Annotated in this window: 29 protein-coding genes; 12 read left to right on the top strand and 17 right to left on the bottom strand. The window is 73.0% G+C overall.

Features of this window, described 5'->3' with window-relative positions:
* The first annotated feature begins 402 nt into the window (after positions 1 to 402).
* Entirely contained in the window at positions 403 to 1047 is a 645-nt protein-coding gene (locus tag ACZ6JS_RS29325; RefSeq protein WP_469302341.1) for an L-threonylcarbamoyladenylate synthase, read from the top strand.
* 56 nt (positions 1048 to 1103) lie between these two features.
* A complete protein-coding gene (locus ACZ6JS_RS29320) occupies positions 1104 to 1739 on the top strand; it encodes a carbonic anhydrase (protein WP_469302339.1) in 636 nt (211 codons plus the stop codon).
* 78 nt (positions 1740 to 1817) lie between these two features.
* Here the strand turns inward: ACZ6JS_RS29320 and ACZ6JS_RS29315 are convergent, their stop codons facing one another.
* From ACZ6JS_RS29315 to ACZ6JS_RS29300, 4 genes are all read right to left on the bottom strand, one after another.
* Complete coding sequence (locus tag ACZ6JS_RS29315) at positions 1818 to 2351, bottom strand: EF-hand domain-containing protein (protein WP_469302338.1); 534 nt, start codon at positions 2349 to 2351, stop codon at positions 1818 to 1820.
* A 291-nt stretch (positions 2352 to 2642) separates the two neighbouring features.
* A complete protein-coding gene (locus ACZ6JS_RS29310; protein ID WP_469302337.1) occupies positions 2643 to 3581 on the bottom strand; it encodes a sigma-70 family RNA polymerase sigma factor in 939 nt (312 codons plus the stop codon).
* Between the two features lie 10 nt (positions 3582 to 3591).
* Complete coding sequence (locus tag ACZ6JS_RS29305; protein WP_469302335.1) at positions 3592 to 4791, bottom strand: NAD(P)/FAD-dependent oxidoreductase; 1200 nt, start codon at positions 4789 to 4791, stop codon at positions 3592 to 3594.
* Between the two features lie 272 nt (positions 4792 to 5063).
* A complete protein-coding gene (locus ACZ6JS_RS29300; protein ID WP_469302334.1) occupies positions 5064 to 5327 on the bottom strand; it encodes a hypothetical protein in 264 nt (87 codons plus the stop codon).
* An 846-nt stretch (positions 5328 to 6173) separates the two neighbouring features.
* Here ACZ6JS_RS29300 and ACZ6JS_RS29295 point away from each other — a divergent pair.
* A complete protein-coding gene (locus tag ACZ6JS_RS29295; RefSeq protein ID WP_469302333.1) occupies positions 6174 to 7151 on the top strand; it encodes a phage baseplate protein in 978 nt (325 codons plus the stop codon).
* Positions 7152 to 7326: 175 nt separating this feature from the next.
* Here the strand turns inward: ACZ6JS_RS29295 and ACZ6JS_RS29290 are convergent, their stop codons facing one another.
* From ACZ6JS_RS29290 to ACZ6JS_RS29275, 4 genes are all read right to left on the bottom strand, one after another.
* Positions 7327 to 7950 (bottom strand): methyltransferase family protein, encoded by a 624-nt coding sequence (locus ACZ6JS_RS29290; RefSeq protein WP_469302331.1) that lies wholly within the window; start codon positions 7948 to 7950, stop codon positions 7327 to 7329.
* Between the two features lie 94 nt (positions 7951 to 8044).
* Entirely contained in the window at positions 8045 to 8383 is a 339-nt protein-coding gene (locus tag ACZ6JS_RS29285; protein ID WP_469302329.1) for an ArsR/SmtB family transcription factor, read from the bottom strand.
* 238 nt (positions 8384 to 8621) lie between these two features.
* Positions 8622 to 9614: an Acg family FMN-binding oxidoreductase gene (locus tag ACZ6JS_RS29280; protein ID WP_469302327.1), complete on the bottom strand. Its 993-nt coding sequence runs from the start codon at positions 9612 to 9614 to the stop codon at positions 8622 to 8624.
* A 56-nt stretch (positions 9615 to 9670) separates the two neighbouring features.
* Positions 9671 to 10360, bottom strand: a complete 690-nt coding sequence (locus tag ACZ6JS_RS29275; RefSeq protein WP_469302326.1) for a CBS domain-containing protein — start codon at positions 10358 to 10360, stop codon at positions 9671 to 9673.
* Between the two features lie 1246 nt (positions 10361 to 11606).
* On the opposite strand from ACZ6JS_RS29275, the gene ACZ6JS_RS29270 reads away from it, so the two are divergent.
* The gene (locus ACZ6JS_RS29270) at positions 11607 to 11933 is read left to right on the top strand and encodes an STAS domain-containing protein (RefSeq protein ID WP_469302324.1); all 327 of its coding nucleotides are present in this window, start codon (positions 11607 to 11609) and stop codon (positions 11931 to 11933) included.
* A 223-nt stretch (positions 11934 to 12156) separates the two neighbouring features.
* Complete coding sequence (locus ACZ6JS_RS29265) at positions 12157 to 12333, top strand: hypothetical protein (RefSeq protein ID WP_469302322.1); 177 nt, start codon at positions 12157 to 12159, stop codon at positions 12331 to 12333.
* Positions 12334 to 12687: 354 nt separating this feature from the next.
* On the opposite strand, the gene ACZ6JS_RS29260 is transcribed toward ACZ6JS_RS29265, so the two are convergent.
* The 3 genes from ACZ6JS_RS29260 to ACZ6JS_RS29250 form a co-directional block, all read right to left on the bottom strand.
* Positions 12688 to 13893, bottom strand: coding sequence for an alpha/beta hydrolase family protein (locus tag ACZ6JS_RS29260; RefSeq protein ID WP_469302320.1), 1206 nt, complete (start codon positions 13891 to 13893; stop codon positions 12688 to 12690).
* 353 nt (positions 13894 to 14246) lie between these two features.
* Positions 14247 to 14462: a DUF5958 family protein gene (locus ACZ6JS_RS29255; RefSeq protein ID WP_469302643.1), complete on the bottom strand. Its 216-nt coding sequence runs from the start codon at positions 14460 to 14462 to the stop codon at positions 14247 to 14249.
* A 169-nt stretch (positions 14463 to 14631) separates the two neighbouring features.
* Positions 14632 to 15066 (bottom strand): DUF6223 family protein, encoded by a 435-nt coding sequence (locus tag ACZ6JS_RS29250; protein WP_469302318.1) that lies wholly within the window; start codon positions 15064 to 15066, stop codon positions 14632 to 14634.
* 197 nt (positions 15067 to 15263) lie between these two features.
* On the opposite strand from ACZ6JS_RS29250, the gene ACZ6JS_RS29245 reads away from it, so the two are divergent.
* Together ACZ6JS_RS29245 and ACZ6JS_RS29240 are read left to right on the top strand one after the other, a co-directional pair.
* Positions 15264 to 16391, top strand: a complete 1128-nt coding sequence (locus ACZ6JS_RS29245; RefSeq protein ID WP_469302316.1) for a sensor histidine kinase — start codon at positions 15264 to 15266, stop codon at positions 16389 to 16391.
* On the top strand, positions 16388 to 17050 hold the full coding sequence (locus ACZ6JS_RS29240) for a response regulator (protein WP_469302314.1): 663 nt from the start codon (positions 16388 to 16390) through the stop codon (positions 17048 to 17050). Before ACZ6JS_RS29245 ends, ACZ6JS_RS29240 begins: the two co-directional genes overlap by 4 nt.
* A gap of 70 nt (positions 17051 to 17120) precedes the next feature.
* Here ACZ6JS_RS29240 and ACZ6JS_RS29235 read toward each other — a convergent pair whose 3' ends face one another.
* The 3 genes from ACZ6JS_RS29235 to ACZ6JS_RS29225 form a co-directional block, all read right to left on the bottom strand.
* Positions 17121 to 17852, bottom strand: coding sequence for a DUF4839 domain-containing protein (locus ACZ6JS_RS29235; RefSeq protein WP_469302313.1), 732 nt, complete (start codon positions 17850 to 17852; stop codon positions 17121 to 17123).
* Positions 17853 to 18171: 319 nt separating this feature from the next.
* Positions 18172 to 18825 (bottom strand): DUF5701 family protein, encoded by a 654-nt coding sequence (locus tag ACZ6JS_RS29230; protein WP_469302312.1) that lies wholly within the window; start codon positions 18823 to 18825, stop codon positions 18172 to 18174.
* Between the two features lie 207 nt (positions 18826 to 19032).
* On the bottom strand, positions 19033 to 19626 hold the full coding sequence (locus tag ACZ6JS_RS29225) for an MBL fold metallo-hydrolase (RefSeq protein WP_469302310.1): 594 nt from the start codon (positions 19624 to 19626) through the stop codon (positions 19033 to 19035).
* Positions 19627 to 19708: 82 nt separating this feature from the next.
* On the opposite strand from ACZ6JS_RS29225, the gene ACZ6JS_RS29220 reads away from it, so the two are divergent.
* On the top strand, positions 19709 to 19921 hold the full coding sequence (locus ACZ6JS_RS29220; RefSeq protein ID WP_469302309.1) for a hypothetical protein: 213 nt from the start codon (positions 19709 to 19711) through the stop codon (positions 19919 to 19921).
* A gap of 61 nt (positions 19922 to 19982) precedes the next feature.
* Here ACZ6JS_RS29220 and ACZ6JS_RS29215 read toward each other — a convergent pair whose 3' ends face one another.
* Together ACZ6JS_RS29215 and ACZ6JS_RS29210 are read right to left on the bottom strand one after the other, a co-directional pair.
* Positions 19983 to 20366, bottom strand: coding sequence for a VOC family protein (locus ACZ6JS_RS29215; RefSeq protein WP_469302308.1), 384 nt, complete (start codon positions 20364 to 20366; stop codon positions 19983 to 19985).
* A 288-nt stretch (positions 20367 to 20654) separates the two neighbouring features.
* Complete coding sequence (locus ACZ6JS_RS29210; protein ID WP_469302306.1) at positions 20655 to 21878, bottom strand: cytochrome P450; 1224 nt, start codon at positions 21876 to 21878, stop codon at positions 20655 to 20657.
* 201 nt (positions 21879 to 22079) lie between these two features.
* Between ACZ6JS_RS29210 and ACZ6JS_RS29205 the strand changes: the two genes are divergently transcribed.
* Positions 22080 to 22508, top strand: a complete 429-nt coding sequence (locus tag ACZ6JS_RS29205; protein WP_469302305.1) for a CBS domain-containing protein — start codon at positions 22080 to 22082, stop codon at positions 22506 to 22508.
* Positions 22509 to 22571: 63 nt separating this feature from the next.
* On the opposite strand, the gene ACZ6JS_RS29200 is transcribed toward ACZ6JS_RS29205, so the two are convergent.
* Positions 22572 to 22937, bottom strand: a complete 366-nt coding sequence (locus ACZ6JS_RS29200; protein WP_469302304.1) for a PRC-barrel domain containing protein — start codon at positions 22935 to 22937, stop codon at positions 22572 to 22574.
* A gap of 1549 nt (positions 22938 to 24486) precedes the next feature.
* Between ACZ6JS_RS29200 and ACZ6JS_RS29195 the strand changes: the two genes are divergently transcribed.
* From ACZ6JS_RS29195 to ACZ6JS_RS29185, 3 genes are all read left to right on the top strand, one after another.
* Complete coding sequence (locus tag ACZ6JS_RS29195) at positions 24487 to 25503, top strand: YihY/virulence factor BrkB family protein (RefSeq protein ID WP_469302302.1); 1017 nt, start codon at positions 24487 to 24489, stop codon at positions 25501 to 25503.
* Between the two features lie 124 nt (positions 25504 to 25627).
* A complete protein-coding gene (locus ACZ6JS_RS29190; protein ID WP_469302300.1) occupies positions 25628 to 26041 on the top strand; it encodes a phage holin family protein in 414 nt (137 codons plus the stop codon).
* On the top strand, positions 26038 to 26391 hold the full coding sequence (locus ACZ6JS_RS29185) for a DUF3618 domain-containing protein (protein ID WP_469302298.1): 354 nt from the start codon (positions 26038 to 26040) through the stop codon (positions 26389 to 26391). The genes ACZ6JS_RS29190 and ACZ6JS_RS29185 overlap by 4 nt, the downstream gene beginning before the upstream one ends.
* Positions 26392 to 26716 lie beyond the last annotated feature (325 nt).

The raw sequence follows: 26716 nt of genomic DNA, 5'->3' as shown, positions 1-26716 counted from the left end.
CGGCGGCCGGCTTCGCCGTAACGGGCGGGCGCTACCCGAGAGGTCCTGGGCGGGCCGTGGTCTGCCGCCGCGGCCCCGCCGGCGTCCGGCGGAGGCAGGGTGCTCGTGCTGCGGGTCGACCGACGGAGCACTCTCCCTGTGCGTGCACGTGAACGGAGAGCGTGGGGGGAGCCCCGCGGCAGCGGGAGCGCGGCCTCGGCCGCGCGGTGCGGTTCCCCCGGTCGGGGGAAGCGGGGTCTGCGGGGGTGACGCCGTGCGCCTCTGTCGCAGGTGCTTCTGTCGGGAAGCAGCAGTTCAGGGGCGCCCGTACGGTTGTGCGGCTCGGCGGGGCCGCCCGTTCCGGTAGCCTGCCGACGTAATCGGCAGGTGCGGGCCCAGAGCCCGGTGGGATGGAGATCGGCCATGGCCCTTCGTTACGACTGCTCCACGGATTCGACCCGGGCCGACGGCCTGAACGCGGCCGCCCTGGCGGTCCGACGGGGCGAGCTCGTGGTCCTCCCGACCGACACCGTCTACGGCATCGGTGCGGACGCCTTCGACCCCGACGCCGTGGACAGGCTGCTGGGAGCCAAGGGCCGCGACCGCGCGATGCCGTCGCCGGTCCTGGTCGCCTCCCCGGACGCCCTGCACGACCTCGTCGCCGATCTTCCCAAGCAGGGGTGGGCCCTGGTGGAGGCGTTCTGGCCGGGCGGGCTGACCCTGGTCGCCCGCCACCTGCCTTCGCTGACCTGGGACCTCGGGGAGACCAACGGCACGGTTGCCGTCAGGATGCCCTCCCACCCGGTCGCCCTCGCCCTGCTCTCCGAGACCGGACCCATGGCCGTCTCCAGTGCCAACCTGACCGGTCGGCCCTCCCCGCAGGACTGCGACGCCGCACTGGCCATGCTGGGGGACTCCGTCTCCGTCTACCTCGACGGCGGGCCCACCGAGGCCGCCGTCGCCTCCTCGATCGTGGATCTCACCGGCCCGGCACCGGTCCTCAAGCGAGCCGGCGCCATCAGCGCCCAGACCCTGCGCAGCGTCGTGCCCGACCTGCTGGAGACGTGACCCCTCAGCCCGACCCTCGGCAGGTGGCTGTCAGGGCGGCGTCGTAGCCTGCGGTCATGAGTACATCGCTGTCACCGACCCCGTCCGAGGCCTTCGAGCTGCTGCTGGCCGGCAATCGGCGTTTCACCGAGGGCGCGCCCGAGCACCCGAACCAGGACGCGGCCCGCCGTACCGAGATCGCACCGGCTCAGCGTCCTTTCGCCGTCCTCTTCGGCTGCTCCGATTCGAGGCTGGCCGCCGAGATCATCTTCGACCGCGGTCTGGGTGACCTGTTCGTCGTACGCACCGCGGGCCACGTCGCTGGCGCGGAGGTCCTGGGCAGCATCGAGTACGGGGTGAGCGTGCTGGACTGCCCGCTGGTCGTCGTGCTCGGCCACGACACCTGCGGTGCGGTCGCCGCGACCCGCGCCGCCCTCACGGACGGTGTCGGTGCCACCGGGTACGTGCGCGACGTCATCGAACGCGTCACCCCCAGCGTGCTCGCGGCCCGAGCCGCCGGACTCACCGACGAGGACGACATCATCGCCGAGCACATACGACACACCGTCGACCTTCTCCTGGACCGCTCCCGCGTCCTCGCCGGCCAGGTCGCCGCGGGGCGCGCCGCCGTGGTGGGCCTGTCCTACCGACTGGCCGACGGCAGCGCCCGGGTCGTCACCACCCGCGGCCTCGCCCACGAGGTGCCGGCCTGACCGTCCGGTGACGGGGCCGGGCGGCGCCGCCGCCGCCCGGCGATCCGGCCGTGTGCCGATGCGCAAAGGCGCGGCCGGTCACCGAGCGCCCGGTGATCCGTAGACCGCGGCCATCGGGGAGACGCCGGTGGTGACGTAGTCGCGGATCCCGGCGAGGTAGGCATCGCGTTCGACGAGCCCGTCGTCGTCGGTGTCGAGGGCGTCGAACGCGCGGTCGGCGTCCGAGGCCGTGTTCCGCGAGGCGACGCGCAGACGGGTGAACTCCTCCCGGGACAGCCGGCCGTCACCGTCGAGGTCGGCGACGTCGAACAGCGAGCCCAGCGCGGGACGGCACGAGCGCTCGAACGCGTCGTGGCCGGCCCACGTGCGGTACTCCTCGAACGTCACCCTGCCGTCGCGATCGGCGTCCATGTCCGCCCACACCACCTCGTGAGCGGTGCGCGCGGCATCGACCACAAGGTGGTCGGACTCGCGGCCCATCGCCCTGGCCGCGCGATCCACCCTCTCGAGGTACTCCGCCCGCGAGACGACGCCGTCACCGTCGACGTCCAGCATGGCGAAGATCCGCCGTTTGGCCGCATCGCCGATCGTCCCTGTGGTTCCCTGAGACATTTCCCTGCTCCTGCCTGATCGGTCGAGGATTCCGACGACGCACGCGTCGGACACGCCGAAGCGCCCGCACAGAGGCCGACGACGTGACGCGCACAAGATCATCACAAGCCGGCGGTGCGTCGCCACCGACCGCACCGGCCGTCACCCGGACGTCCGAACGCCCTCGGCAGGCAGCGGAATCCCGCAGGGCCAGGGGGTCACCGGGCCACCACCCGCGCGGGCCGGGCGGACTCGTCGGTGCCGCGGCGGGACGTCGGCCGTCGGCCGACGGCCGACGGCCGACGGCACCGCTCACCAGGCGCCGACCATCGGCGTCTCGCCCTCGTACTGCGCCCAGGTCTCGTTGAGGCGCGCGAGCCGGTGCGTGGCGGCCATGCCGCGCAGAGAGGCGACCTTCCCGTCGCTGACTTCGAACGCGACGGCGCCCACGACCCGGTCGCCGACCACGGCGATGACGGCGGTGCAGCCGTTGACCCGCGCGATGTGGAAGGCAGGGGAGCCGCCGGCCAACCGCCGCTTCGCCGCAGTGGGCCGCAAACCGGACCGTACGGCCGAGGCGATGCGCTCAGGCGTCCGGTGCCGCAACAGCCGCCTGGCCAGTCCGGCGCCGTCCGAGACCGCGGTCGCGTCGGCGGTGAGCAGCGCCACCAGCCGTTCGGTGCGCCCGGACATGGCGGCTGTCAGGAACTCCGCGACGATCCGGCGCGCAGCCGCGGGGTCCACTTCGCCGCCGCCGCGACGCTCGGCGGCGACCCGGCGCCGGGCCCGGTGGACGTGCTGCTGGCTCGCGGACTCGGTGATGTCGAGGATTCCGGCGATCTCCGCGTGGGGGTACGAGAAGGCCTCGCGCAGGACGTAGGCCGCCCGCTCGACCGGCGAGAGGCGTTCCATGAGGGTCAGTACCGCCAGGGACACCGATTCGCGCTGCTCGAAGGTGTCGGCAGGACCGAGCATCGGGTCCCCGTCGAGGAGCGGCTCGGGCAGCCAGTCCCCGGCGGCGCGCTCGTGGCGTGCCTGCGCCGAGCGGAGGCGGTCGATGCAGAGGTTGGTGACGACCTTGGTCAGCCATGCCTCCGGCACCTCGATACGCTCCCGGTCGGCGGCCTGCCAGCGCAGGAACGCGTCCTGCACGGCGTCCTCGGCGTCGGCTGCCGAGCCGAGCAGACGGTACGCGAGCGAGGCAAGCCGGCCCCTGGCGGCCTCGAACCGGTCGATCGTTGCCATGTCCATGCAGATCAGCCTATGCGGTGGCGCCTGCGCCGATCCGGTCGGGCGCGCCGGCCGCAGCGGTCAGCCGACGCTTGCGCTTCGGGATGCCGTAGGTCGGGTGGACGATGCCGAGACCGGCCCCCTTGAGCACGCCCGCCTTGAGCCGGGCTGCGTTCCGGCCGCCCAGGTACCAGGTCTTCGACCGGCCGTCCCCGTCCACCATCTGGAAGATCGCGTCTCGCCGCCCGAGGCTGATGTGGTTGCCGTGGTACTTCAGCCCGATGTTCGGGACCTCGGCCCCCGTGAGTCGCGCGATGATCGCGGCGGTCGCCTGCATGGTGGTGAAGCCGGCCGAGGCGCACGACATCGGCAGCGGCCGGCCGTTGTCTCCTATCGCATAGGCGCAGTCACCGGCGGCGTACACGTCCGGGTGCGAGACCGAGCGCATGGTGCGGTCCACGACGATCTGGCCCGTTCCGGCGACCGTCAGGCCGCCGGCGGCCGCGATGGGGTGTACGGCGAACCCGGCGGACCACACGGTCACATCGGCCGGCACGACCGCACCGCCGACGACGACCGCGCGTGTCGGCTCGACGGCTTCGACGGCGGTGTGCTCGTGGACGGTGATCGCGAGCCGGTCGAAGGCCTGGCGCAGGTGCCGGCGGGCCTTGGGGGAGAGCCAGGCACCCAGCTCACCGCGGGCGGCGAGCGCGACCGAGAGGTCGGGCCTGGACTCGGCGAGCTCGGTGGCGGTCTCGATGCCGGTCAGCCCCTCGCCGACGACCAGTACGGTGCCGCCCTCGCCGAGGCGGGACAGCCGCTCGCGCAGCCGCAGGGCGGACGACAGGCCCGCCACGTCGAAGGCGTATTCGGCCACGCCCGCCGCGTCGTGGCCGGCTGCGGCACTGCCGAGCGCGTAGAGGAGCGTGTCGTACGTGAGCTCACGGTCGCCGTCCTCACCGGTCAGGCCGACCGTCTTGCGGCCGGGGTCGACGCCGGTGACCCGCGCCAGGCACAACCGCACCCCGGTGCCGGCGAACACGTCGGCGAGCCGGCGCACCGCGAGGTCCTGGCCCGTCGCGAGCTGGTGGAGCCTCATCCGCTCGACGAAGTCGGGCACGGCGTTGACGACGGTGATCTCGACATCGGCGGCGGAGAGCCTGCGGGCCAGGTTCCCGGCGGCGAAGGCCCCGGCGTATCCGGCGCCCAGTACGACGATGCGGTGCTTCATGACGTTGCTCCTGTCTCGTTCGCGTGCCCCTTGAACGGGACGGCGCCCCGATCCCTGACAGGATTCGAATGTGATGTGGCTCACGGGCCGACGGCCTGGCCGCGGCGGGGGAGGACGGCCGGGTCAGTCCTTCCCGAGCCCGGCCGGGGCCGAGCGGCGGCACACGACGCCGATCCCGAGCAGGGCTGCCCGCACCGCGCCGGCGTTCCGTACCTCCGCCCTTGCCCTCCGGTGTCGGGGAGCGGCCGGTCCCGGACGGTAGACGCGCCCGCTCAGTCGTCCTTCCCCCCGGTGCCGGTGAGCGAGGCGACGAGGAGGCCTGCGAGTGCCGCCCACAGCGCTGCGGTGGGTCCGGCCGTGGCCCAGCCGAAGGCGGCCAGCACCACGGCTGTGCCGGCCCCGATCGCCCATGCGCGCCGGTCGGTGAGGAAGGCCCACTGCCTGCGTCCGCTCCCGGGGACGCGGAGCTCTGCGACCGCGGTCCTGATGACCAGGGCAGCCACGATGATCGCGACGGTGAGCAGGGTGACCGCCATACCGCCTCCGGAAGGAAGACCGCCGGGAGTCCCGTTGGCAGCCCAGTGTCCCACGGACAGGTGCGCATGCGCCGACCGCGTCGCCGCGCTGCGGCCTGCCGCCGAGAACGGTCCGGCCCGTCGAAGTCGCCTCTGAGCGCCTGCCGTGGTTCCCGGCCATGAACACGAACGCCCGGCGCGATGCGACCAGCCCGATGCGACCGGGCCGATCCGGCTGGCCCACCCCACGCAGTGCGTCCCTTCGCCTGCCTTCGACCGAGCCCGCCCCCGAAAGCCCGGGCGTCCGGCGCTACGCCGCGGAGGCCGTCGTCACCGGCGACTTCATCCACGGAACCGTCCATCCCGGGGTCACCTCCGAGGACCTCTCGGACGGGAGCCGGCTTCGGAACGCCATCGAGGGAGCCGAGCAGGAGGCCGATCGCGACGAGCCGTCCACGGCGGTCCGGCCCCAGCAGGGCCGCGGCCCATCTCCGATTCATTGCCGCAGACCCCTGCGTGGTCCAAGTCCACGACGGGCCCGGCACCCAGGCCGTCGTCCCGGTGCCGCTCGATCCGGGCGAAGAGTGGACAGCCGAGTCCAGGGAACGCCCGGCGGCGGCCCGAGCCGTTCTCGGCGCCGGCGCCGAGGGCCACCCTCGCGCACGTCCCTGACGGCGAGTCCGCCCTCCCGCACCGCAACGCGACCGCTTCACGAAGACGACGGGGGATCGGTCATGTCGCTCCGTTTCCTGTTGCATCAGCACCGGGCTCAACTGTGCGCTGCGACCCGGCCCGTGACGCCACGCCAGTGGCGCCGTAGCATCACTGGGTCTTGCCCCGCACGATCGCTCTGGAGTTCCCCCCCCCATGAACCATCCCTCCGGTTTCCCCCTCACCCGCCGCGGCCTCATACGTGCCGGTGCCGGTGCCTCGCTCGCCGCGCTCGGGCTCGGCATCGGAGCGCAGACCGCCTCCGCCGCGGTCACCGCCACCAAGCGGTTCGACCTGACGCAGCCGTCGCACGACCTGTTCCGCTCCAAGGACACGCACGGCGCACGGGTGCAGCAGAGCTTCGCCTTCGACTGGGTGAACAAGTTCCTGTTCGTCGCGACGAAGCGGAGCGGAAGCACCGAGGCCGACGGTGACCTGTGCATCAACAAGATGGACTTCGACGGCAATTACATCTCGTACATGCACCTCAACGGCTTCGGCCACGGCGTCGCCTTCGCCGCCCTCCCCGACGGTTCCGGCACCGAGCTGTGGATCGAGTGCGCCGCGAACACCAAGGGGTACGGCACAGCGCTCGCCCCCATCCCCTACATGGCCAACACCACTCTGGGCTCTCCGGCCGCCTCCGCCGCCCACCGGCCGATCTCCGGGGCCCTCGAGTACACCTGCTCCGTCGACCCGGTCTACCAGCGCATGATCGTGCGCTACCACACCAGCGAGGGCAAGCGCATCGCCGTGTACCCCCTCTCCGCCTTCCAGACGCGCAACTTCGGCGCGCCTCTGGTCGACTTCAAGCAGCCGGCGATCCCCGGAACCCCGCAGGGCTACGCCCTCTACGGCTCGTACATGTACTACCTGACGGGTGACGCCTACCCGGAGCCCGGCGTGCCCGTCGGTGACGGAAACACCTACATCACCAGTGTCGACATCAACACGGGCACCGTGAAGCAGGGCCCCGTCCTCACCAAGGCCGGCTCCACCCTCCACCACCGTGAGCCCGAGGGCCTCGCCGTCTACCGCACCGACGCCGGCGAGAGCCGCCTCTTCCTCGGCTTCGCCACCGGCGTGGAGGGCGACCGACGCTCCAGCATCTTCTACAAGAACGCGCTGGTCTGATCCGTCTCCGCCCGGTGGCCGGTCCAGGTCACCGGGCGCCGTGCGGCTCACGCAGCCGGACGGCCGCCACGGACGCCTCGCACCGGGCCGCCCGAAGCCCGGGCGGCCGCGGAGGAGGTTCGGGCTGCCGCCGGCGAGGTTCGGGCGTGTCGGGCCGTTGCGATCCGGCTCCGGATCAGACCCCGTCGGCGCACCGGCCGATGCCGGGGACGAACCGGCCTGCCCGCGCGGTGTAGTCGGCGTACGCGGGACCGTGCACTCGGGCCAGGTACGGCTCCTCCACCACACGGACCTGGAGCTCGACGGCGAGGACGAGCACGAGCCACGCGATGACGGCGGGGGCGTTCGGAACCATCAGGGCGAGCCCCGCGGCCGTCACGGTCATGGCGGTGAAGACCGGGTTGCGCACGTACGCGAAGAGCCCGGAGGTCACGAGTTCCGTGCGCTCGGCGGCATCCACACCGACGCGCCAGGAGGCGCCCATCCCGCTCTGTGCGACCAGTGTGGCGGCCATTCCCGCCAGGGCCAGGGCGAGCCCGGTCCCGCGAAGGCCCGCACTGTCGGCCGCGCCGGGCAGCCCGGGCATTCCGGCCAGTGCGGCGGCGGGAGCCGCGGCGCCGCCCAGGAGGGCGAGGGCGAACAGGATGCCCGCCCACCACGAGGCGGACCCGGGTCGGCCCGATATTCCCCTGAAGCCGGCGTCCCCGGTGCGGCGGCGCTGCACGGCGGCTCGAATGCCGAACGCCGTCCCCGCCCACACGGCGAACAACGCCAAAGCGGTCCAGGCCCAGTTGTTCACCGCTCCTCCTTCGTCTTCCGTGTGTCGGTGGTGCTGCGGCACATGCGGCGCGCAGGCACATCACGCCGCGCGGGCGACGGGCCGGGCGCCAGGGTCATGAGCAGCACCCCTTCTCGTCGGCCTGGGCGCAGGTGCGGTCGGCGGCGACGGTGACGACCGCTGAGCGGAGGTCGTCCAGGGCGTGGCCGAGGCGAGCGTCGGCCAGCTCATAACGTGTGCGGCGGCCTTCGGGGACGGCGACCACAAGGCCGCAGTCGCGCAGGCACGCGAGGTGATTGGACAGCCGGGTGCGGGAGATGCCCAGCCTGTCGGCGAGGTCGGAAGGGTGCGCCGGGGCCTCGCGGATTTCGAGGAGCAGACGGCAGCGGATCGGATCGGCCAAGGCGCGCCCGAAGCGCGCCAGGACCTCGATGTCTTCGGCGGTGTTCAGCACCCCTCGACAGTACATCGATTCATGAATTCAAGAAAGCCTGAACTATTGCGGCGACGGGGCGACGATGTCCGCGCCGCCACCTCTGCCGCCCCCGCCTGCCCGAACGGCTCACCGGGCGGCGTGTGGTGCACCGCCCTGAGCGCAGCGGCGCGGCGGCGCGGCGGCGTGCGGTCGCACCCGCGAGCGATCCGGACCCGGGTCCACCGCATCGGCGCCTGACACGCCGCCGGCCGGGCCTTCAGTCGCGGATCTCCAGGACATCGGCGACGGGGCGACGCGGTGTCTCGGCGCCCTGCGGTCCGTAGCCCAGGCGCAGGACCATCTGGACGTGGCCCATGGCATCGAGCGGATCGCGGGCCGTCCAACGCAGTTCCGGCCATTCCAGCGGCTGGGAGGTCATCGAGGTGGCCAGGCCGTCGGCGGTGGCCTGGAGGAGCACGCGCTCCAGCGCCTGCCCGGCCCGCAGCCAGTCGATCCGCGTGTCCGTCGTCGTGCCGAGCAGAGCGAGCTGCGGCCGCTCCTCGAACACGGCCCAGCCGCGGTCCGCCACGGATCGGTCCCGGCCGAAGTCCCGTACGGCGGAGGGTCCTCGGGCGCTGCGCGGGCCGAACGCTTCGGCGGGCACGCCGTCGCGGCGTTCCCCGGACGGGGCGTGCGCGGGCGATACCCAGGCGGAGGTCTCCGCCCGGACGAGCGGGTCGGTGTCCTCCCGGTGTTCCGCGTCGCCGACCAGCCCGAGCAGGGTCTCCAGGTGCCAGTCGCCCGCGACGGTCAGTCGGCAGCCCTCCCACCGGGCCGCGCTCCTCAGGCCGTCCAGGAGAGCGTCCGGCACGGGTTCGTCACTGAACGGGAAGCGGCTGGTGTGCCGACGCCGGAGAGCGGTGTGCAGGGCGGCCAGCTCGTGCTCGTCGTCGGGGAGCTCACCGAACGCCGCTGTCGCCAGCAGCCACGGCTGCGACTCGTCGGGCAGCAGGCGCACACGGGCCCGAAGCCCGTGCCGGGCCGCGGAAACGCGCAGGTTGAACAGGGCTGCCGCACAACCGATGTGGAGAGCCCGGTGATGCGGATCGGTGCGGGTCATGGCACGTTCGGTATCGCCGTGCACCTCCATGACGTCGTCCGCCCGGCGGAACACGAACTTCCATGGCTGGGCGTTGTGCATGGACGGGGCGGTCACGGCGTCGCCGACGAGCCTGGCGACGATGTCGGGGGCGAGGCGTGCTGTGGTCATGGCGCTGTCCTGGGGGTGCGTGCTCGTACGGTCGGCTCTACCTGGTCCGGCATCCGTCACCACATCAGCGCGTGGCCGGTGCGTCCGGTTTCGGCGGTCGAAGTGTCGTCCGTGCGGGCCGTGACGTGGGACGCCACGGCGACGACCCCGTCGAGCTGTTCGACGAGGCGCAGGAGCACGGGGAGCTGGCTGCGGCGCTCGACGCGGCCCTGCAGCGTGACGATGCCGTCCACCACGTGGACGTCGACGTCGCCGAGCGGCACGTCCAACACCTGCGCGAGGACCTCGTCGGCGACCCGCCGGCGTATTTCGGAGTCCGGACGCACGAACAGGCGCAACAGGTCCCTGCGGGTGACGATGCCGACCAGCCGGTCCTCCTCGTCCACCACGGGCAACCGCTCGACGCCCCGGCGGGTCATCAGCCGGGCGGCGTCACCGCCCGACTCCTCGGCGCGGACGGTGACCGCGGGGGCGGACATGACGTCGCGGGCCGTGGGCGGCGCTGCCGGAGCGTCGCCCTCCTGGAGCGGGGGTGAGACCTGTGCTGTGCGGGCCAGGAGGTCCGTCTGCGATACGACACCGACGACGCGGTCTTCGTCGTCGAGGACGGGCAGCCCGGAGACGCCGTACTGGGCGAGGAGCTTGGCGATGTCCTTGAAGCCGGTCTCCGGAGCCACCGAGACGACCTCGTCGGTCATGAGATCCGCCACCTTGATGTGCTGCATGAGGTCCTCCTGCTCCGTCATGTCACGCGGTGTACGTGCGTCCGATGTCAGGGTGTTCTCCCACCATCCGCCCCCATACGCCGGTCATCGAGGGCCGAACGGTCCACTCCGGGGGCCGGAAGGGCCATCAGGACCCGGGTGGCGCGGGACCGCAGCCCGGCGACGTGGCCCTTCGGTTCCGATCGCGGCCCCGGATCCCGATCGGGACGGTCGAGGCCTCCCGCCACGCCCACCTGCTCGTACGGGCGGCCGCCGGGCGGCGGGCGGGGTGGCGGCGCCGTCCCTGGGGCCGGCCCGCAGCCAGGGCGCGCCGCGCCCGGCCTCCCGCACCATGCGCGGCGCCCGTCCGGGTCGTACTCGGACCGGCAGTGATCTCGGGCCCGCGTGAGCGCCCCCGCGGGCGACCGCCCGGGCGTCGCCGCACGGCTTCGTCAGTGGCAGCCCGTGGAACGCGGTCACCGGAGCCGTCCGGTCACCGCCGACCATGCGCACCCGGGCGTCCGGGCGTCCGGGCGGCCCGGGACGCACACGCTCGCGTCGTCACGGTGCAGCCACCCATGCGCCCACGCGCCGAAAGCTGCCGGTGGCCGAAGGCCCACACCGCCCGGGACGCCCGGTGCGCGGAAGCCTCGGTCGTCGCGGCCGGCGGCATCCTGACCGTGACCGTGTCGGGCGGCGACGTCGGCATCCCGGAGGCAGGCCGGCCGGCGCAGCGGTCCCCGCCACCTCGCCGAGCGTGCCGAGAAGCGGGCCGCATGGAGGCCACTGCGCGGGACGCGGCCGAGGCCCGCCCCCGGAGATGCCGTGCTCGGCTCTCGCGGGCACGGCGCCGCAGCCGGCTTCCTGCTCGGCTCGCTCCGGCAGCAGCTGAACGCCGCTGCCGAGTGCCCGCCGTATCCGACCCCGCCGGGCGGGGCAGGGCTGGCTGGGGGCCGCGGCCGACGGGGGAGAGGGGGCGTCGCCCGGCGGCGGCGCGGAGGATTCCGCCGAGGCACTGCGCTGCGGCTTCGGCAGGCCGAGGCGCCACGAGGTTCCCCTCCGCGCGGTACGGGCCTGGAGCCGCCCCCCGGCCTGGATCGGCCCTGCCCGATCGGCCCTGGTCTCATCGCCGCCCCCGCGGCAGGTGCCGGCCGGTACGGGGAAAGGGACCTTCGGCCCTGTCCCGAAGGCCTGCCCGGCCCTCCCCGTGACCTGCGGCACCGGATGGACTGGGGGCACACGGGGAACCGCGCGACTCCGCGGAGCCGCACGCAGCGCGGAGGACGCCATGACAACCGCCCTGATCGAACTCAAGACCGTGGCCCGCGACGACCGCGGCCTGAGCATCGCCCTGGCCGGAGAGCTCGACTTCTACACGGTGGAGCAGGTGGGGCCGCGCCTGCGCGAACTCGCCGAGTCCGGTCACCGGAACCTGATCCTGGACCTGCGCGGCCTCTCCTTCTGCGACAGCGCGGGCATAGACCTCTTCACCCGCCTCAACCGCCGCTCCCGTGCGGCGGGAACACGCCTCCTCCTGTGCGACGTCCCGCCCCAGGTGATCAAGTCCATGCGGGTGCTCGCCGCCGATCGCGAGCTGCACTTCGTCGTCTCGTGATCGAGCAGTCCCCGGTCCGCAGGCCCACGGCACCCGTGGGAGCCGGACACCGCCGAGTCCCTGAGACTCCTCACCCGGTGCCGGCGGGACGCCTCGTCCTCACCCGGCACGCGCTGCCCGCCGTCCGACCGCTGAACCACTTCCTCGACGGCGAGGACGTCATCATCCCGATCCACGAAGGCGGAGCCCTGGGCCCGCCGGCGGCGCCCCCCAGGCCCCCGGCGTGGTGGTGGCCCACGAGGCGGACGTCATCGACCCCGACACGCACCTCGGCTGGAGCGTCGTCGTCACCGGCTGCGCGCGCCCCGTGCCCGCCGCCGATGACGCCGACCGGTACCCGGGGCCTGCTGCGGCCCTGGGTCGGACCAGCGACGACCGGCGCGTTGCGGATCCGCCCTGACCACGTCACCGGTTTCCGGCCGGAGGCCCAAGCGCCGCCCCCGCGCCGAGCGCCTGAACCGGACAGGCGCGCTCTCGTCAGCCCTTCCGGCAGCGGCGCCCGCCCCACGGCCCTGCTGTCCCCTGCTGCGGGCCCTCCACGGTGAACGACCCGCCCGAAGGCCGCGAGCCAGCTCGTCGAGGCAGCACAGACCGCTCCTGCGCCCCAGGGCCGCCACACCGGTCCCGTCGTTCGGCACGGTCGGCACGACGTCGCCGTTCCCGCCCGGAGGCCCACGCCGACCCGGCCGACCCCGGCCGGCCCGGGCGTGGGGCACGGCATCGCTGAGGTGCTCGACCGCGCTGTCCGCGACGGTCAGGCGGTGACACCGAGGCGGGCGGCCAGCCAATCGAACACCCGCTGCTCGAACAGGGCCCGGCCCAGGGGCTCGCAGTGCATGTCCGCGCCCTCCGCCTCCGTGAACTCCACGAACGCCTTCTCGCCCGGCAGGGCTTCGTAGAGCCGCCGCGACTGGCCGGGCCAGAACTGCTCGCCCTCCGGCGAGGTCACCAGCAGCGGCACCGTGATCCGGTCCAGCACCCCCGTCAGGTCGTACCGGCCCATCTCGGTGAGCAGATCGAACGGGGAGTCGATCCCGTACGGCTTGGCCCGCCACTGCCAGAGGGCGGCGAACTCTCCGTCCTCCGCGATGCCTTCGCGCATGACTCCGTCGAACGCGTCCCGGTCGCCCGAGTCGAACAGCTCGTGCAGTTCCGGCGGGAAGTTGTTCCACCAGCTTTCGATGACGGACACCACACCCGGGTCCGCGACGCCCGCCGCGACCCGGTGCTCGAACGCGAGCGCCCGGGGCACCCAGTAGCCGGCCTGGCTGATCCCGGCGAGCACCAGCCGTCCGGGCGCGATGTCGTCGCGCCCCAGCAGGACGTCCACCACCGGCGTGATCACGTTCTCCCAGTCCGGGCGGAACGGCACCCGGTGCTCGAACAGCATCGACTGCTGGCCCGGCCCGTCGAAGAGGAAGGCGTTCCAGCCGCGTGCCACCGCCGGCGCGCCGAGCATCGTCCACGCGGTGCTCACCGGCCCGTCGCTGCCGTTGTTCACGATCACCGTCGGCGCGTCCGCACCGGCCGCGGGCGGCCGGAAGAGGTAGCCGGGCAGCGCAGTCCCCTCGTACGGCACCGCCACCCGCTCCGCGGCCGGCTCCCACGCCGCCGCGAACCGGTCGAAGCACTCCCGGTGCTCCCGGAACACCGGGAGCAGACGGCTCTCGTCGCCCAGCGCGTCGGCGGCGACCAGCCCCGTCCCGAAGTAGCCGGCGGCTCGCAGCCACGCGTCCCGAGCGCTCGTCCGCAGTCCGGCGGCGTCCGCCCGTTCGCCGTCCGAGCGGACGCGCCGAGCGAGCTCCGTCCAGCCCTCGAACCACCCGCGGCCGTCCGCATCGCGCAGCGCCGAGGCCGTCGCCAGCACCTCGCCGGGATCCGAGCCCTTCTGCCAGGCCGCCCCGAGGAGCACCATCACCTCGAAATCGAACTGGTCGTTCTCGCAGAACCGGTACGCCACGATGCCTCCCGGAATACAACCCCACGGTACGAGGGCCCCCGGGCGGTCGCACCCCGCGCAGGTCGGTGTCGGCGCCGACGCGCCCACCTTTCGGCCGGCAGGCGGTCAGGAGCGGACCGGTCCTCGCCGCGCGCCCGCCGAGCGGGCCGGGCGAGGTCCAGCCATACGCCGCCTGCACGGGTCCCGCTGTCCGGACCGGTGGCGACTGTCCGGACCACCCGAGCATGAACGGGTCAGGGGCAGGCCGGGCCGGTGCATCCGGAGACGGTGACGGCTTCGTCGGAGACGTTCCCGGCCGCGAGCAACCGCGGGTACTCCGTCTTGCCGTAGACGGAATCCGGGGAGCCTCGTCCTCACCCGCCGGAGACCGGCAGCGTGTGCCACCAGTGACCGCATCCCTCGGAGCAGAAGCGTTCGCGGCGCCGCTCGTACGCCACCGCGAGGACCGCGGCCAGCAGCCGGAACGCCTTGCGGCGCTCCTCGGCAGGGGTGAGGCCGGCTGCCTTCCCCAGTTGCCGGTCGATCGGGCCGCGGGTGATCAGAACCGGAGGCATGTGCGTCGGGCGCAGCCGCCCCTGACGAGCCGGCCGGCGCGGAGCTTCCCGGGCGTCGGCCCGCAGCCCGCCCGTTCCGGCCTTCGCCCTGCCGGCCCGGGCGGGGCAGGCGCCGCTGCGGCGCGGTCGGTCGTGCGGTGGCGGCCCGCAGGGTGTGACTGCGGCCGAAACCGATCCGCTGTGATCAACCGGCGGGGCGGGAGCGGTTCAGGGCTCGCCGGCCCACGACAGCGCCGGTCAGCCCGAGCAGCAGGGCCACGTAGGCGCCGCCCAGCCCGTTGCCGGTGCCGAGTCCACCGTCGGCGGTGGCCGCGACCAGCGCGCCGAGGGCCGTCGCGATCAGCCCCCCGACCACGGCCGCCTTCGCCCAGAGCGACCTGTTGGCAACGACGAGTCGACCGGCGGGTCGTCTCAGCACCAGCATGGCGATGACCACGGCTGCCAGCCCCAGCAGCCCGCCGGCGGCGGCTGCGAGCCTCCCGAGGCTGAAGGCGGTGACGTCGGCGGCGAGCGGCTGGACCGAGGCGTGCGCCGCCGCCGGGGTGGCCAGGGCGATCCCGGCGAGCAGGGCGGTCGCGGAGGCGGCGAACAGGCGACGAGCGGACGGACGATCGGACATCAGGTGTGCTCCTTCTCTTCCCACGACTGGATGTGGCTCGAGCATGGCGGCCGGGCCGTGGCAGGTCGTCCGGCAGGCGCAGGCACTTCGCGCTACCACGGACGCGGCAGATGCTGCGGAGCTACTGCGTACGTAGTAGTCGGCAACTCGTACGCGGGCGGGATTCGGCAGGGGCAGGCTCCGGCTACGGTGCGCTCATGAGCAAAGGACGGTTCCGTGTCCGGGCCGGTGTCAGAGACGGGCTGGTCGCCGTAGGCGTGGCGGGGGCGCTGCTGGTCACCGGGCTGTCCGGGCAGCACTCCGCAACGGGCTCGGGCCTGCTCGGCTACGTTATGTTGGCGGTGGGCGGCCTGGCGCTGGCCGCGGGCCGCCGGGCTCCGGTTGCCGTACTGGCCGTCACCGGGCTGTGCGCGGTGGGGTACCAGGCGGCAGGGTTCGACGTGGCCGCCGTCGCGTTCCTCTTCGCGGTGTACGCGGCCATGCGGGCCGGACACCGCATCGTCACGGCGGCGGTGAGCGTGGCTGTCCTGGCCGCCCTCCCCCTCGCGGCCCTGGCCTCGGGCCTGCACGACACGGGCGAGGCGTTCGCGCAGGCCCGGGGCGCCCTCCAGATTGCCTGGCTCATCGCCGCCGGCGCGGCCGGTGAGGCCCTGCGGCAGGCCGAGCAGCGGGCGGACGAAGCCGAACGCACCCGGGAGGAGACCGCGCGGCGCCGCGCCGACGAGGAGCGGCTGCACATCGCGCGGGAGCTGCACGATTCCCTCACCCACCAGATCTCGGTCATCAAGGTGCAGTCCGAAGCCGCCGTCCATGTGGCCCGCAAGCGTGGCGAACCGGTCCCGGAGGCCCTGCTGGCCATCCGGGAGGCCGGGCGGGAGGCGTCCCGGGAACTCCGCGCCACCCTGGAGGCCCTGCGCGACGACGACACCACCCCACCGCACGGCCTCGACCACCTGCCGGAACTGGTGGAGCGGGCCGCTGGGACGGGCCTTCGGGCCACGCTGACGATCGAGGGGCAGCGGCACGACGTCCCCGCCGCGGTGGGCCGGACCGTCTACCGCATCGTCCAGGAGTCCCTCACCAACATCGCCCGTCACGCGGACGCCACCACGGCATCGGTCCGCATCGGCTACCACCCGGACACCGTGGCCCTGCAGGTCGACGACAACGGCAGGGCCACCCCGGAAACCGTCCCCGTGCCCGGTATCGGACTGCTCGGCATGCGAGAACGCGTCACCGCCCTCGGCGGCCGCCTCCGGGCGGCACCGCGTGACGAGGGCGGCTTCAGCGTCCGAGCCGAACTGCCCGTGGAGCGTGCCTCGTGATCCGTGTCCTGCTGGTCGACGATCAGCCCCTCATCCGCAGCGGATTCCGCGCGTTCCTAGACCTCGAGGACGACATCGAGGTCGTGGCCGAAGCCGCCGACGGGCTGGAGGGCCTGGAACTCGCCAGAGAACACCTGCCCGACATCGCCCTCATCGACATCCAGATGCCGGTCCTCGACGGCATCGAGACGACCCGGCGCATCGCCGCCGACCCGGCACTGACAGGCGTCCACGTCATCATCCTGACCAACTACGGCCTGGACGAATACGTATTCGACGCCCTGTCCGCAGGCGCCGCCGGATTCCTCGTCAAGGACATCGTGCCGGAGGACTTCCTGCACGCCGTGCGCGTCGCCGCGCGCGGCGACGCCCTCCTTGCCCCCTCGATCACCCGCAAGCTGATCAACCGCTACGTCAGCCAGCCGCTCCCCGGCACCACGGGGCCCGCGCTGGAAGGACTGACCAGCCGCGAGCGTGAAGCGGTCGTACTGGTCGCTCAGGGCTTGTCCAACGACGAGATCGCGGACCGCATGGTCATCAGCCCGCTGACCGCGAAGACCCACGTCAATCGGGCCATGACCAAGCTCCACGCCCGCGACCGCGCCCGGCTCGTGATCCTCGCCTACGAATCCGGCCTCGTAACCCCGCGGAACTCCTGACATCCGCAGCAACAGCCTGGACCACACCCGCCGACCGCTGACCGGCCTCATGCTCAGCTGCCCGGCGTGACTACCGGATTTCGGTCGAGACCGGGTCGAGGGAGAAGAGGCACTGTTCCGCGCTGAATTCGCCCACCGCGGCGACGAACCGGAACGTGTCGCCCGTGCGGACGGTGTCGGGGACGTTCCGACCGGTCAGTTTCAGGTCGAGCATGCCGACGTCCGCGTACCTGAAGGCCGGGCCGATCGCCGTATCCGCTCCCGCGTCACCCGGCCCGAGGAGGATGTCGTAGCGGGTGGCGTGGTCCCCGCGGGGCGCCATGTGCACGATCGAGCCGTCGAAAGCGACCGTCCTGCCCTTGTACTTGCCCGCGAAGTCCGGGTTCGCTTGGTCGCACGGCTCCGGCGTCTTCAGCAGCGCCGCGAACTCCGGGTTGTTCTGAGGCGTGATCACCTCAGCGGCAGGCGGTCCGGCCGCGCTCGGAGCCGATGGCGCTGCGGGCTTGCCGCCCGCACTGGCCGCAGCCGGCGGGATCGACTCGTCGCTGCGCTCGGCTCCGTCCTCGAGTGCCGCAGCCACGCCGATGACGACGGCCAGGATCACGAGGCCGCCGACGGCGGTGCCGATCAGGAGCCGCGGCAGCGGCTTCTTCGGCCGGCGGAATTCGAGGGTGGAGCGCAGCATGCCCTGGGCCTGCCCGACCAGCTCCCAGCCGTCCTGCTGCATCTTCGAGATCAGCAGGCCGTCGGTGCCGCGAACTGTCTGCACGGTCTTGTGTTCGTACTCGACCTCGTCGGCCATGCGGCTCCGCCCCCTGGATGAACTGTGCACACCAACTGCCTCGCGAGCTTAGGGGACTCACTGCAGGACCCGGGCTCCCGGGGTCCCACGGCACTGCGGTTGGCGTCAGCGCTGCCACTGGCGCGAGCGCGGGCGGCCCGGCCGAGCACCACGGAGGGCACTGGTCCGGTGTGCAGTGTTCGTACGCGGCCGCTGTGAGACCAGGTGTGTCCCGCCGTGGAACTCCAGCGGACGGCTGGCACGCCTTCGGTGGATCCGCGCCTCCCGGCACTGCGCATGCCGCTGAACCCGCTCTGCGGCATGCGCAGGGGGACAGCTCTCAGTGTCGACGACCCGAGGCGGAGGCGAAGCCGAGCCAGGTATGGCGGTTGCCCCACCAGCACCAGCCGACCTTGGGGGCGTTGCGTCGCTCGCGGCCGTCGCGCCCCGAGCCGTTGCTGATCCAGATCGCCGGGGTGCGGGCGTCCAGTGCACCGTTGGCCTTGCGAAGCCGGGAGCCGATGGTCATGAAGCAGTGGTTGCGCTCGAGAGCGGCGGGCTGTTGGAGCACCCAGTGGATTCCTTCGGTCAGCAGCAGGGGGGTGCGGTGCGCATCGGTGAGTGCGGGCAGTGCCTCCTCCGGGCTCCAGTTGGCCATGTGGTCGCCGCGGTCGACGCCGGTGACGAGGTACAGGGGGGCGTCCGGCAGATCGACGGCATGGGGGGCGAAGAGGTCCACGTCGGGCATGTCGACGACGACGAAACCGGACTTGCCGTCGAGCCGGAGCAGCGGCGCGAGTACCGAGGCGGGGACGCGGCCGGGATGGACGGCGAGCAGGGTGTCGTTGTCGGCGTCGACGTTGTCTTCGGCGAAGGTACGCAGTTCCTCGGCGGTTGTCCCGGCGAGGTCGGGCACCCCGAGTTCGATCAGGCGTTCTGCCTGAGAGGCGAGCGGGGGCAGGGCGACATGGTGGGCGGACGCGCTGTGGGGCAAGGGACTCCTCGCTTCGCAGTATGTGACCTGGCGACCTGTCAACGGGGCGCCTGTGTCGACGTATTCCCGGCGTGGCACCCCTGTCCGCCAACGGCCCGGGCATCGGCCGTCACCCGATCGTCGGCGTCGGCCCGGGCGTGGCGTGTGGAGTTCCGGCGCGGGGCCGTGAGAGAGCGGTCGATGCGGCCGCCGCACACGCGACAGTCCTCAGCGCGGCGTGGTGTCGTCGGGCCTGAACGGGCCGCCGTGGCCGGGCACGACCAGGTCCGCGGCTGCCAGAACCCGGAGCCGGGACGCGCGCAACACCTCACGGTCGGGGGCCACCGGGTCGTCAGCCGGGCCGTTCGCGTGCCACCACAGGTCACCGGCGAAGGCGACCACGCCCGCGCCCGTGCCGGCGAGCAGGGTGATGTCCTCGGTGCTGTGGCCCGGGGTGCGGATCAGGCGCAGCGACGGGGTGAGCTCGTGGCCCTCGGCATCCCGGTTTCTCCACTGATCGCCGAGGTACTCCACCTTGTGATCGTGCACCCGCGCCCGCCTGAACAGGCCCACGTTCATGGTGTTGTCCGGGTGGTGGTGGCTGAGCACCACGTCGGTGATGTCGTCGGGCTCGAGCCCCAACTCCGCCAGCGGGCCGAGGATGAGGTCGGGACTCGCCACCATGCCCGGATCGAAGATCACATGGCGGCCGGCGTCGGATATGAAGGAGACCGTGGCGGCAACTCCAGGGCCGGTGGAGCCGACGTAGCCGGTGGTCAGGATCGTGTACACGGCGCTGCGGCCCAGCGGGGCGTCTGTCATGTCCTCAATCCTTCCGGCCGGCCCGATCGTTCACGAGTGGCACAGCTGCCACCGATCGCAGGATTGGTGCCACACTGCAGGTGTGTCTCCCTTCGTGTCCGTCGCCGCGTACGCCCCACCCGGGGTCGGCATGCTCGCCGTCGGCATCGTCTCCGAGGTCTTCGGCCCGCGCGGCGGGGAACTGCCGGGACTCGACTTCACCCTGTGCACCGACCGGCCCGGTCCGGTCCCCGGTGACCTGTCCGACGGGTCGAGTGACACCGCTGCGGCCGCGCGGCACATGCGGCCACGGTGATCGCATATCGCCTCCGGGTGCGGAATGGGGTGGCCGTCGCCGCATGCCGGCGGGCGGGCCGCTAGGAATCATTGCCCTCGTGGTCGGAGTCGCCGCGCAGGACGCAGAATTCGTTGCCTTCCGGATCGGCGAGGACGGCCCAGCCCGTGCCGTCGGGGTTGCGGTGATCGGCGACGAAGGTCGCGCCGAGCCCCAGCAGGCGGTCCACCTCCTCGTCGCGCGAGGTCCGGGGACGCAGGCACACATGGATCCGGTTCTTGATCGTCTTGGGTTCGGGCACCTGGTTGAAGTACAGCGCCGGGCCCTCCGCCAGCAGGACCAGGGTCTCCCGGTCGCCCGGTTCGACGTCCGGATGCACGGGGCGACCCGTCACTCCGCTCCAGAATCGAGCCAGCTCATAGGCGTCGGCGCAGTCGATCGCCACGTTCTGCAATATCGAGACCATGGGCGCGAGCCTTCCTGACCTTGCTGTCGGGCGCCAGCGGATTGCCGGGAACAACGAGAGGTTATTGACCGTTCATCTTCGTGTGGGGTGCGGGAGGGGAAGACGTCCCCGGGCCCGATCCGATGCCCGCGGTGCCTCCGCCGTGAGGCCACGCGATGCCCTTTCCGCCCCCGCCCTGTACGCCCCGGCCCGCCTCCCCCCGGCCGGCTGGGGCCGCCCCGATCGGCCATCCCCCCCGGCCGGTCGGGGCCCACTCGTGCCGGGGCCCGCTCAGCCGCGCCGCCGCGCCTACGCGAGGTGGAACCGGAAGCCGCTGCGGGGGAGCGTGGGCATCCGGGACAGCGGGATGGTCAGATCCTGGTCGGGAACGCTGATGTCGAGCCCGGCCAGCTCCGTGACGAATGCCGCCAGCAGAGCGACCGTGATGTCCTCGCCCGGGCACCGGTGCCCCGCCGCCGGGTCGCCGCCGCCCTGGGGGACGAGATGGCGCAGGCTCTCCCCGGTGCCGTAGCGGTGGGGATCGAACCGGTACGGGTGGTCCCACCACTGCGGATCGTGATGCTGCCCGTACAGGTCGAGGAGGAGCAGCGTGCCCTCCGGGATGCTCTCGCCGTGCCACTCCAGATCGCGGACGGCAAGTCCACCGACGAAGGGCGCGAAGGGGTAGAAGCGCCGAACCTCGTGGGCGACCCCGGTCGCGAGGTGCCCCGACACGTCGCCGCGCAGCGGACCGCGGTGCTGTGGCCACCGGTGCAGGGCGTGCGCGGCGAACGTGGCGAACCATGCGATCGCGACCGTAGGCCGGATGATGTTCAGCAGCTCCACGGCCGCCAGGTGCGGGTCCAGGACGGTGCCGTCCACGTCGCGGTGCCGGGCCACCACGTCCAGCGCACAGCCGTCGGGGGCCGCCTCCTCCTGCTCGCGGACGCGGACGATCAACTGCGCCAGGGCCTGCTCCTGTCGTTTGCGGGCGTGTCGGGCGCGCAGCTGGCGCGGCCCGGCTGTCGCGAACCCGTCGACCATGGCCACGCAGTCCCGAGCCAGCTGCCCGCCGTCCGCCGCGGTGAGCGGGACGCCGGTCCAGTCGCAGACCGCCAGGGCGAGGATCCGGGCCGTCTCGTCGAAGAGGACCACCGTCTCCTCGGGCGCCTCACGCCACCGGCTCACGGCCTCCCGCCAGCGCAGGAGGACGTGCTCCCGCAGGGCCTCGATGCCCTTCTCGTCCTTCAGCAGGCTCAGGAACATCGCTTTGCGTACCCGGTGGGCCCGGCCGTCGAGAGTGTGCACCGCGCCCTGTCCGAAGAGGGTGTCGAGCACCGCGTCCGGAAGCGCGGCCCGCCGCTGCACGTGCTGCTCGTCGTAGAAGAAGGCGACCGCTTCCGGGCCGCGCAGCGCGACCGTCCGGCGGCCGAGGAGGCGCGTGCGGACCATGCCGTCAGGCGAAGCGCGCATGTGGTCGGGGAGCCAGGCGTAGCCGTGTGTCAGCAGTGACAGGGTGCTGTCGGTCCACACGGACGGAGGGTGCTTGAGTGTCGGCATGGGTTGCGGTTACCCGGGGCCGCCGCCCGCACACAACGCGCTTCGCCGCCTTCACCCGGATACTGGAACGGGCCACCTCGGTGGCCCACGGGCCTACCTCGCCGACGCAGGGGTGGCCGGCGCGGCAGCAGGTGCCTGCCGTGTCGTACGCGGCTTCGACCACCGGGAGGACCGATGACCCGACGAGTGCACGAGGTGATGACGCGCAACCCGGTGGCCCTGGAGCGGCAGACCTCACTGGCGGAAGCGGCGCGGGTGATGCGGGACGCCGGCATCGGGGATGTACTGGTCGTCGACCAGGGCCGGCTCTGCGGCATCCTCACGGACCGCGACCTGGTCGTCCGCGGGATGGCGGAGGACCGCAACCCCGCCGAGACGAGCGTGCAGGCGATCTGCAGCGCCGAGCCGGTCACGGTCGGCCCCGACGACCACGTCGACGAGGCCGTCGACCTGATGCGCCGGCACGCGCTGCGGCGCCTGCCCGTGCGGGACGGCAGCGGCGAACTCGTCGGCATCGTCACCCTCGGCGACCTCGAAGTCGAACGTGACCCGGGATCGCCCCTGGCTTCCATCGCGGCGGCGGAGGACGCCCGCGACCGGTGACGGTTGTGCGGTTGCGCACGGTGCCGGCTGGCTGGGGGTCGTGACGGTGGCGGCCGCGCCCCGTCAGGCGGGAGGGACCCCGAACGGCATGCCGGACCGGTAATGGGAGCGCAAAGCCTGCCGATGGTCCGCGTCCCCGAGGTGCTCGTCCCGACGGAACTCCGGCGCGGCCTTGATCTGCTCCTTCGTACGGTCCAGATAGACCTTCTCCGCCGCGTGGTCGATGCGGATCACCAGGCCGGCCGGCAGGAGGACCTCCTTGCCGAGGATCCACACGCCGGTGTCGACGACCAGATAGGCGTCGGTGACGTCGTCGGAGTGCTGGTCGACCTTGCCGATGCCGCCGTCGAGCGCCTCGACGGCGTACCCGGTGAGGTCTGCCGCCAGGTAGTCGATGCCGGCGCGGTAGGACCACACGTTCTCCGTCATACGGAACAGCTCCTTCTGTCGCAGCGGTACGGAGGGATCTCCTTCGGCGGCGCGCCTGCCCGGAGAGGTGCCGATCCATCCCCGCGAGAAGAAGCGGCGATGCGGGGGTTTGGGCCCGGGCGGAGTGGCCATAAGCGTGGTCACGGGAGTCCGCGACGGTGAGCGGCGCGGGCTCCCGAGCGGACCCGGGCCGCGTGGTGGCCTCCCCCCGCCATCACGCGGCCGGGGCGCCGTCCCAGGGGGCTCTCCCCTGGCGGACGCCCTGCCACGGCGCGAAGCGCGGCACATGCGGAGCATGGGAGCGTCCAGGGGCGAGGTCGTGGGAGCGCCCGGCCTACGGGCGGCCACCTGCGCCGACCAAGGGGAGTCATCCGAGGGCGGGGCGCATGTCGGCGGGCCCGGTCCCGGTAATGCGGGCCCGGTCCCGGTAATACGGAGCGCCCGGCGGCCGCACACGTGTCCATGAGTGTGGCGATGGCGGCCTGGCGTCTCCCGGATCCGGCCGGACGGCTTGCCTCCGAGGCGGCGACGGCGCGTGCGTCGATCATGCCGTACTGGGCGGTGACCTGGTGCAACGGAGGGAAGACAGTGCCTGCGCGCTGCAGGGCGTGGGCGCGCGGGGTACCGCCGGGGGAGTGCCGGCTCGGGAGCAGGGCCGGCGCCGTTTCGCACCGATGCGTCGGCGCGCCGCGATAGCCGCTCGACCAGAGCCGCCGCCTCCCGGGCGGGGAGGTCGGATACGGCGTCGCGCGGCCCGCGCCCGCCTCCCTGGTGATGTCTGCGGCTCCAGCCGCTGCCCCGGAACAGGGGCGGTAGTGGCGACGCGACCGCGGCCCGCCCGTACCGCCACGGGGACCGCCGTCGGCCGCATCGCCGACGTCACGCGCCCGGGGTCCTCCAGCGGCTGAAGCACGACCGTCGGCCGGTTCCGCCGGCTCGACATCCTTGTCTTCCCGCCGGCAGGACCGTCTCACCGCCGTCTCACCCTCCTACGGCCTGGGCCGGCGGCATCCGTGGTCATGCCGGTACGTCACGTCGGCTCCCCTGCGTCGTCAAGCCGACGCAGGCCGTCTAGTCGGCCACTAGGACGGCGATGAAGGGCTCACTCAGGCCTGCGCCATGACTCGGGCCCCGACCTGCGCGCCCCCCGGCCCGCCCGGCTCCCCCGTCGGGAGTGGACAGGGGGCGAGCCTCGCGACGGCGGACGCGGCCCGGTGATCCGGCCGCGCTGCCGGATCGCCGGGCCGGATCCGCCGTCGCCTACGCTATCGAGCGGCCCGATGGCGGTCGCAGTCGCCGAGGCGGTCGGCCGGTCCAGCGCGCAGGCATGACGACGGCGCGGCCGGAGCCACGCCACGCCGCCGGAGCTTCCGGGTGACCGGACCGACATGAGTGGCGCCGCGGAGGACAAGCGGTGGGTATGACACGTCCACCGAACCAAGGCCATGGCAGAAGCCGCCGGAGTGCCGCCGGGCCCGAGCCGGAGCCTCTCGCCCAGCCCCAGTCCCAGCCCCAGGCTGAGTCCGAGCCCGTCACCGAGCCAGAGCCCGTGCCCGTCATCGACACCGAGCCCGAGCAGGGCGCCGTCGCGGGACCGGGCACGCTGATCGAGGAGAGGGCCCCAGCTCGGCCCGCCGAGCTGCCGGCACGTGCCTGGAAGGCGGTACTCCGAGGCACGGTGAAGGAGTTCCGAGACGACGAGCTGGCCGACCGGGCCGCAGCCCTGACCTATTACGGGGTGCTGGCGATCTTCCCCGCCTTCCTGGTCCTCGTGTCGCTGCTGGGTCTGGCGGGGGAGGCGACAGCCGGGCGGGTGCTGGACAACCTCCAGCGGCTGGCTCCCGGCTCCGCCCAGGACGTGATCAGGGAGGCCCTGGCACAGCTGCAGGGCCGCAGCGGCATCGGTTCGCTGATGGCGGTCGTCGGCCTCGTCGCCGCGACGTGGTCCGCCTCCGGCTACGTCGCGGCGTTCATCCGGTCCGCGAACGCCGTCTACGACGTGCCGGAGGGGCGCCCGGTGTGGAAGGTTCTTCCGTTGCGCCTGACGCTGACCGTCACGCTGATGGTCCTCGCCTGTGCGGGCGCGCTGATCGTGGTGTTCACCGGCGGCCTGGCGCGGCAGGCGGGGGCGGCGCTGGGGATCGGCGACAGCGGCCTGACGGTGTGGTCGATCGCGAAATGGCCGGCTCTCGTCGTCCTCGTCACAGCCATGATCGCCCTGCTGTACTGGGGGGCGCCCAACGCGAAGGGCCGCGGATTCAAGTGGGTCACGCCGGGCAGCCTCCTGGCCCTGCTGATCTGGGCGGTCGCCTCGGCCGGTTTCGCGTTCTACGTCGCGAACTTCGGCTCCTACAACAAGACGTACGGCGCTGTCGCGGGGGTCGTCGTCTTCCTGGTCTGGCTGTGGATCACCAATCTCGCCGTACTCCTGGGGCTGGAGTTCGACGCGGAACTGTCCCGGCAGAGAGCGATGGCCGGAGGGCTGCCAGAGGGCGAGGAGCCCTACGTCCGGCCGCGCGACACCCGTGCGTGGAACGCCGAGGACCACCGGCGCATGGAGCGGTGACCGGATCGGCTGACCGGCTGACCGGCTGACCGGCTGCGACGGTGAGCGGGTGAGCGGGTGCGGAGTCGATTCCCGGGTAGGCGCGCCTCGACAAGGCGTGCACATCGTGAAGGGGACACTCAGCATGAGCACGATAGAGCGGCAGACCCACATGGCCGATGAATCGGTGAGCGTGCTCGTCTCGCGCGCTTCGCGACAGATCTCGGAGCTGGTCCGCGAGGAGATGCACCTGGCGCGGGCGGAGATGACGCAGAAGGGCAAGCGCTTCGGCAAGGGCGGCGGCCTCTTCGGCGGGGCGGGCGTGGTCGGATTCCTGGCAGCCCAGGCGCTGACGGTGACCTGTATCGCAGCTCTCGCGCTGGTCCTCCCGGTGTGGGCTGCGGCCCTGATCGTCGCGGCGGTGCTGGCAGGGGTCGCCGCGGTGCTGGCCCTGGCGGGGAAGAAGCAGGTGGCCGACGCCGGCGCCCCCGTACCGGCGCGGACCATCGACAGTGTCAAGACCGACCTGGCCGTAATGAGGGAGAAGGCGCAGCGATGACCCACCAACCCGACGAACCCCGACCCGACGCCGGCACGCCGACCCCCGACGAGCTGCGCGCACAGGTCGAGCACACACGCGACGAGCTGGGGCAGACCATAGAGGCCCTGGCGGACAAGGCCGACGTCAAGGCGCAGGCCAAGGAGAAGGCCGCTCACGTCGCCGACAGGATCCACGAGAAAGCCGCGCACACGGCACAGCGGGTGAAGGACGCGACCCCGGAGCCCGTGCGGGACAAGGCGGGGCACGCCGCGACGGCGGCACGCGCCAACCCCAAGCCGCTGTTCATCGCCGGCTGCGCCGCCCTGGTCGTCTTCCTGCTGATACGGCGCGGGTGCCGACACCCGTGACCACCCCGGGGCCGAGACCGAGGCAGTGAGCCGCCCGTGTTCCTGCGAGGGGGCGCAGGACGGGGTGGTGCTGCAGCGGGAGGGCAGGGCGCGCCGTCAGCGGGGCACCGGCCTGGCGGCCCGACCAACGGCCCCGGCTTGCGACGCACCGGCAGTCTCAGGCCCGGTTATGGCACCCGTATCGCCACGTCCGAGGGGAGCTTCCCTCGTGTGGCCGGCGACGGCGGCCGCCCGGGAGGCCACGTCGAGTCGAGCCCGTGCGGAACGCCGGGCCGAGCGCGGGGCCGGCGACGACCGGGTCGGGCCCGGCCCCACGAGATCCAGG

This window comes from Streptomyces sp. NPDC046349 (assembly GCF_055587885.1).
This window is presented reverse-complemented; position numbering and strand designations above follow the sequence as displayed.

What these genes read in the sequence shown, in the direction of transcription:
- ACZ6JS_RS29325 (WP_469302341.1), top strand. Translation starts at nt 403, where the DNA reads ATGGCCCTTCGTTACGACTGCTCCACGGATTCGACCCGGGCCGACGGC.
- ACZ6JS_RS29320 (WP_469302339.1), top strand. Translation starts at nt 1,104, where the DNA reads ATGAGTACATCGCTGTCACCGACCCCGTCCGAGGCCTTCGAGCTGCTG.
- ACZ6JS_RS29315 (WP_469302338.1), bottom strand. Translation starts at nt 2,351, where the DNA reads ATGTCTCAGGGAACCACAGGGACGATCGGCGATGCGGCCAAACGGCGG.
- ACZ6JS_RS29310 (WP_469302337.1), bottom strand. Translation starts at nt 3,581, where the DNA reads ATGGACATGGCAACGATCGACCGGTTCGAGGCCGCCAGGGGCCGGCTT.
- ACZ6JS_RS29305 (WP_469302335.1), bottom strand. Translation starts at nt 4,791, where the DNA reads ATGAAGCACCGCATCGTCGTACTGGGCGCCGGATACGCCGGGGCCTTC.
- ACZ6JS_RS29300 (WP_469302334.1), bottom strand. Translation starts at nt 5,327, where the DNA reads ATGGCGGTCACCCTGCTCACCGTCGCGATCATCGTGGCTGCCCTGGTC.
- ACZ6JS_RS29295 (WP_469302333.1), top strand. Translation starts at nt 6,174, where the DNA reads ATGAACCATCCCTCCGGTTTCCCCCTCACCCGCCGCGGCCTCATACGT.
- ACZ6JS_RS29280 (WP_469302327.1), bottom strand. Translation starts at nt 9,614, where the DNA reads ATGACCACAGCACGCCTCGCCCCCGACATCGTCGCCAGGCTCGTCGGC.
- ACZ6JS_RS29275 (WP_469302326.1), bottom strand. Translation starts at nt 10,360, where the DNA reads ATGACGGAGCAGGAGGACCTCATGCAGCACATCAAGGTGGCGGATCTC.
- ACZ6JS_RS29270 (WP_469302324.1), top strand. Translation starts at nt 11,607, where the DNA reads ATGACAACCGCCCTGATCGAACTCAAGACCGTGGCCCGCGACGACCGC.
- ACZ6JS_RS29250 (WP_469302318.1), bottom strand. Translation starts at nt 15,066, where the DNA reads ATGTCCGATCGTCCGTCCGCTCGTCGCCTGTTCGCCGCCTCCGCGACC.
- ACZ6JS_RS29245 (WP_469302316.1), top strand. Translation starts at nt 15,264, where the DNA reads ATGAGCAAAGGACGGTTCCGTGTCCGGGCCGGTGTCAGAGACGGGCTG.
- ACZ6JS_RS29235 (WP_469302313.1), bottom strand. Translation starts at nt 17,852, where the DNA reads ATGGCCGACGAGGTCGAGTACGAACACAAGACCGTGCAGACAGTTCGC.
- ACZ6JS_RS29225 (WP_469302310.1), bottom strand. Translation starts at nt 19,626, where the DNA reads ATGACAGACGCCCCGCTGGGCCGCAGCGCCGTGTACACGATCCTGACC.
- ACZ6JS_RS29215 (WP_469302308.1), bottom strand. Translation starts at nt 20,366, where the DNA reads ATGGTCTCGATATTGCAGAACGTGGCGATCGACTGCGCCGACGCCTAT.
- ACZ6JS_RS29205 (WP_469302305.1), top strand. Translation starts at nt 22,080, where the DNA reads ATGACCCGACGAGTGCACGAGGTGATGACGCGCAACCCGGTGGCCCTG.
- ACZ6JS_RS29200 (WP_469302304.1), bottom strand. Translation starts at nt 22,937, where the DNA reads ATGACGGAGAACGTGTGGTCCTACCGCGCCGGCATCGACTACCTGGCG.
- ACZ6JS_RS29190 (WP_469302300.1), top strand. Translation starts at nt 25,628, where the DNA reads ATGAGCACGATAGAGCGGCAGACCCACATGGCCGATGAATCGGTGAGC.
- ACZ6JS_RS29185 (WP_469302298.1), top strand. Translation starts at nt 26,038, where the DNA reads ATGACCCACCAACCCGACGAACCCCGACCCGACGCCGGCACGCCGACC.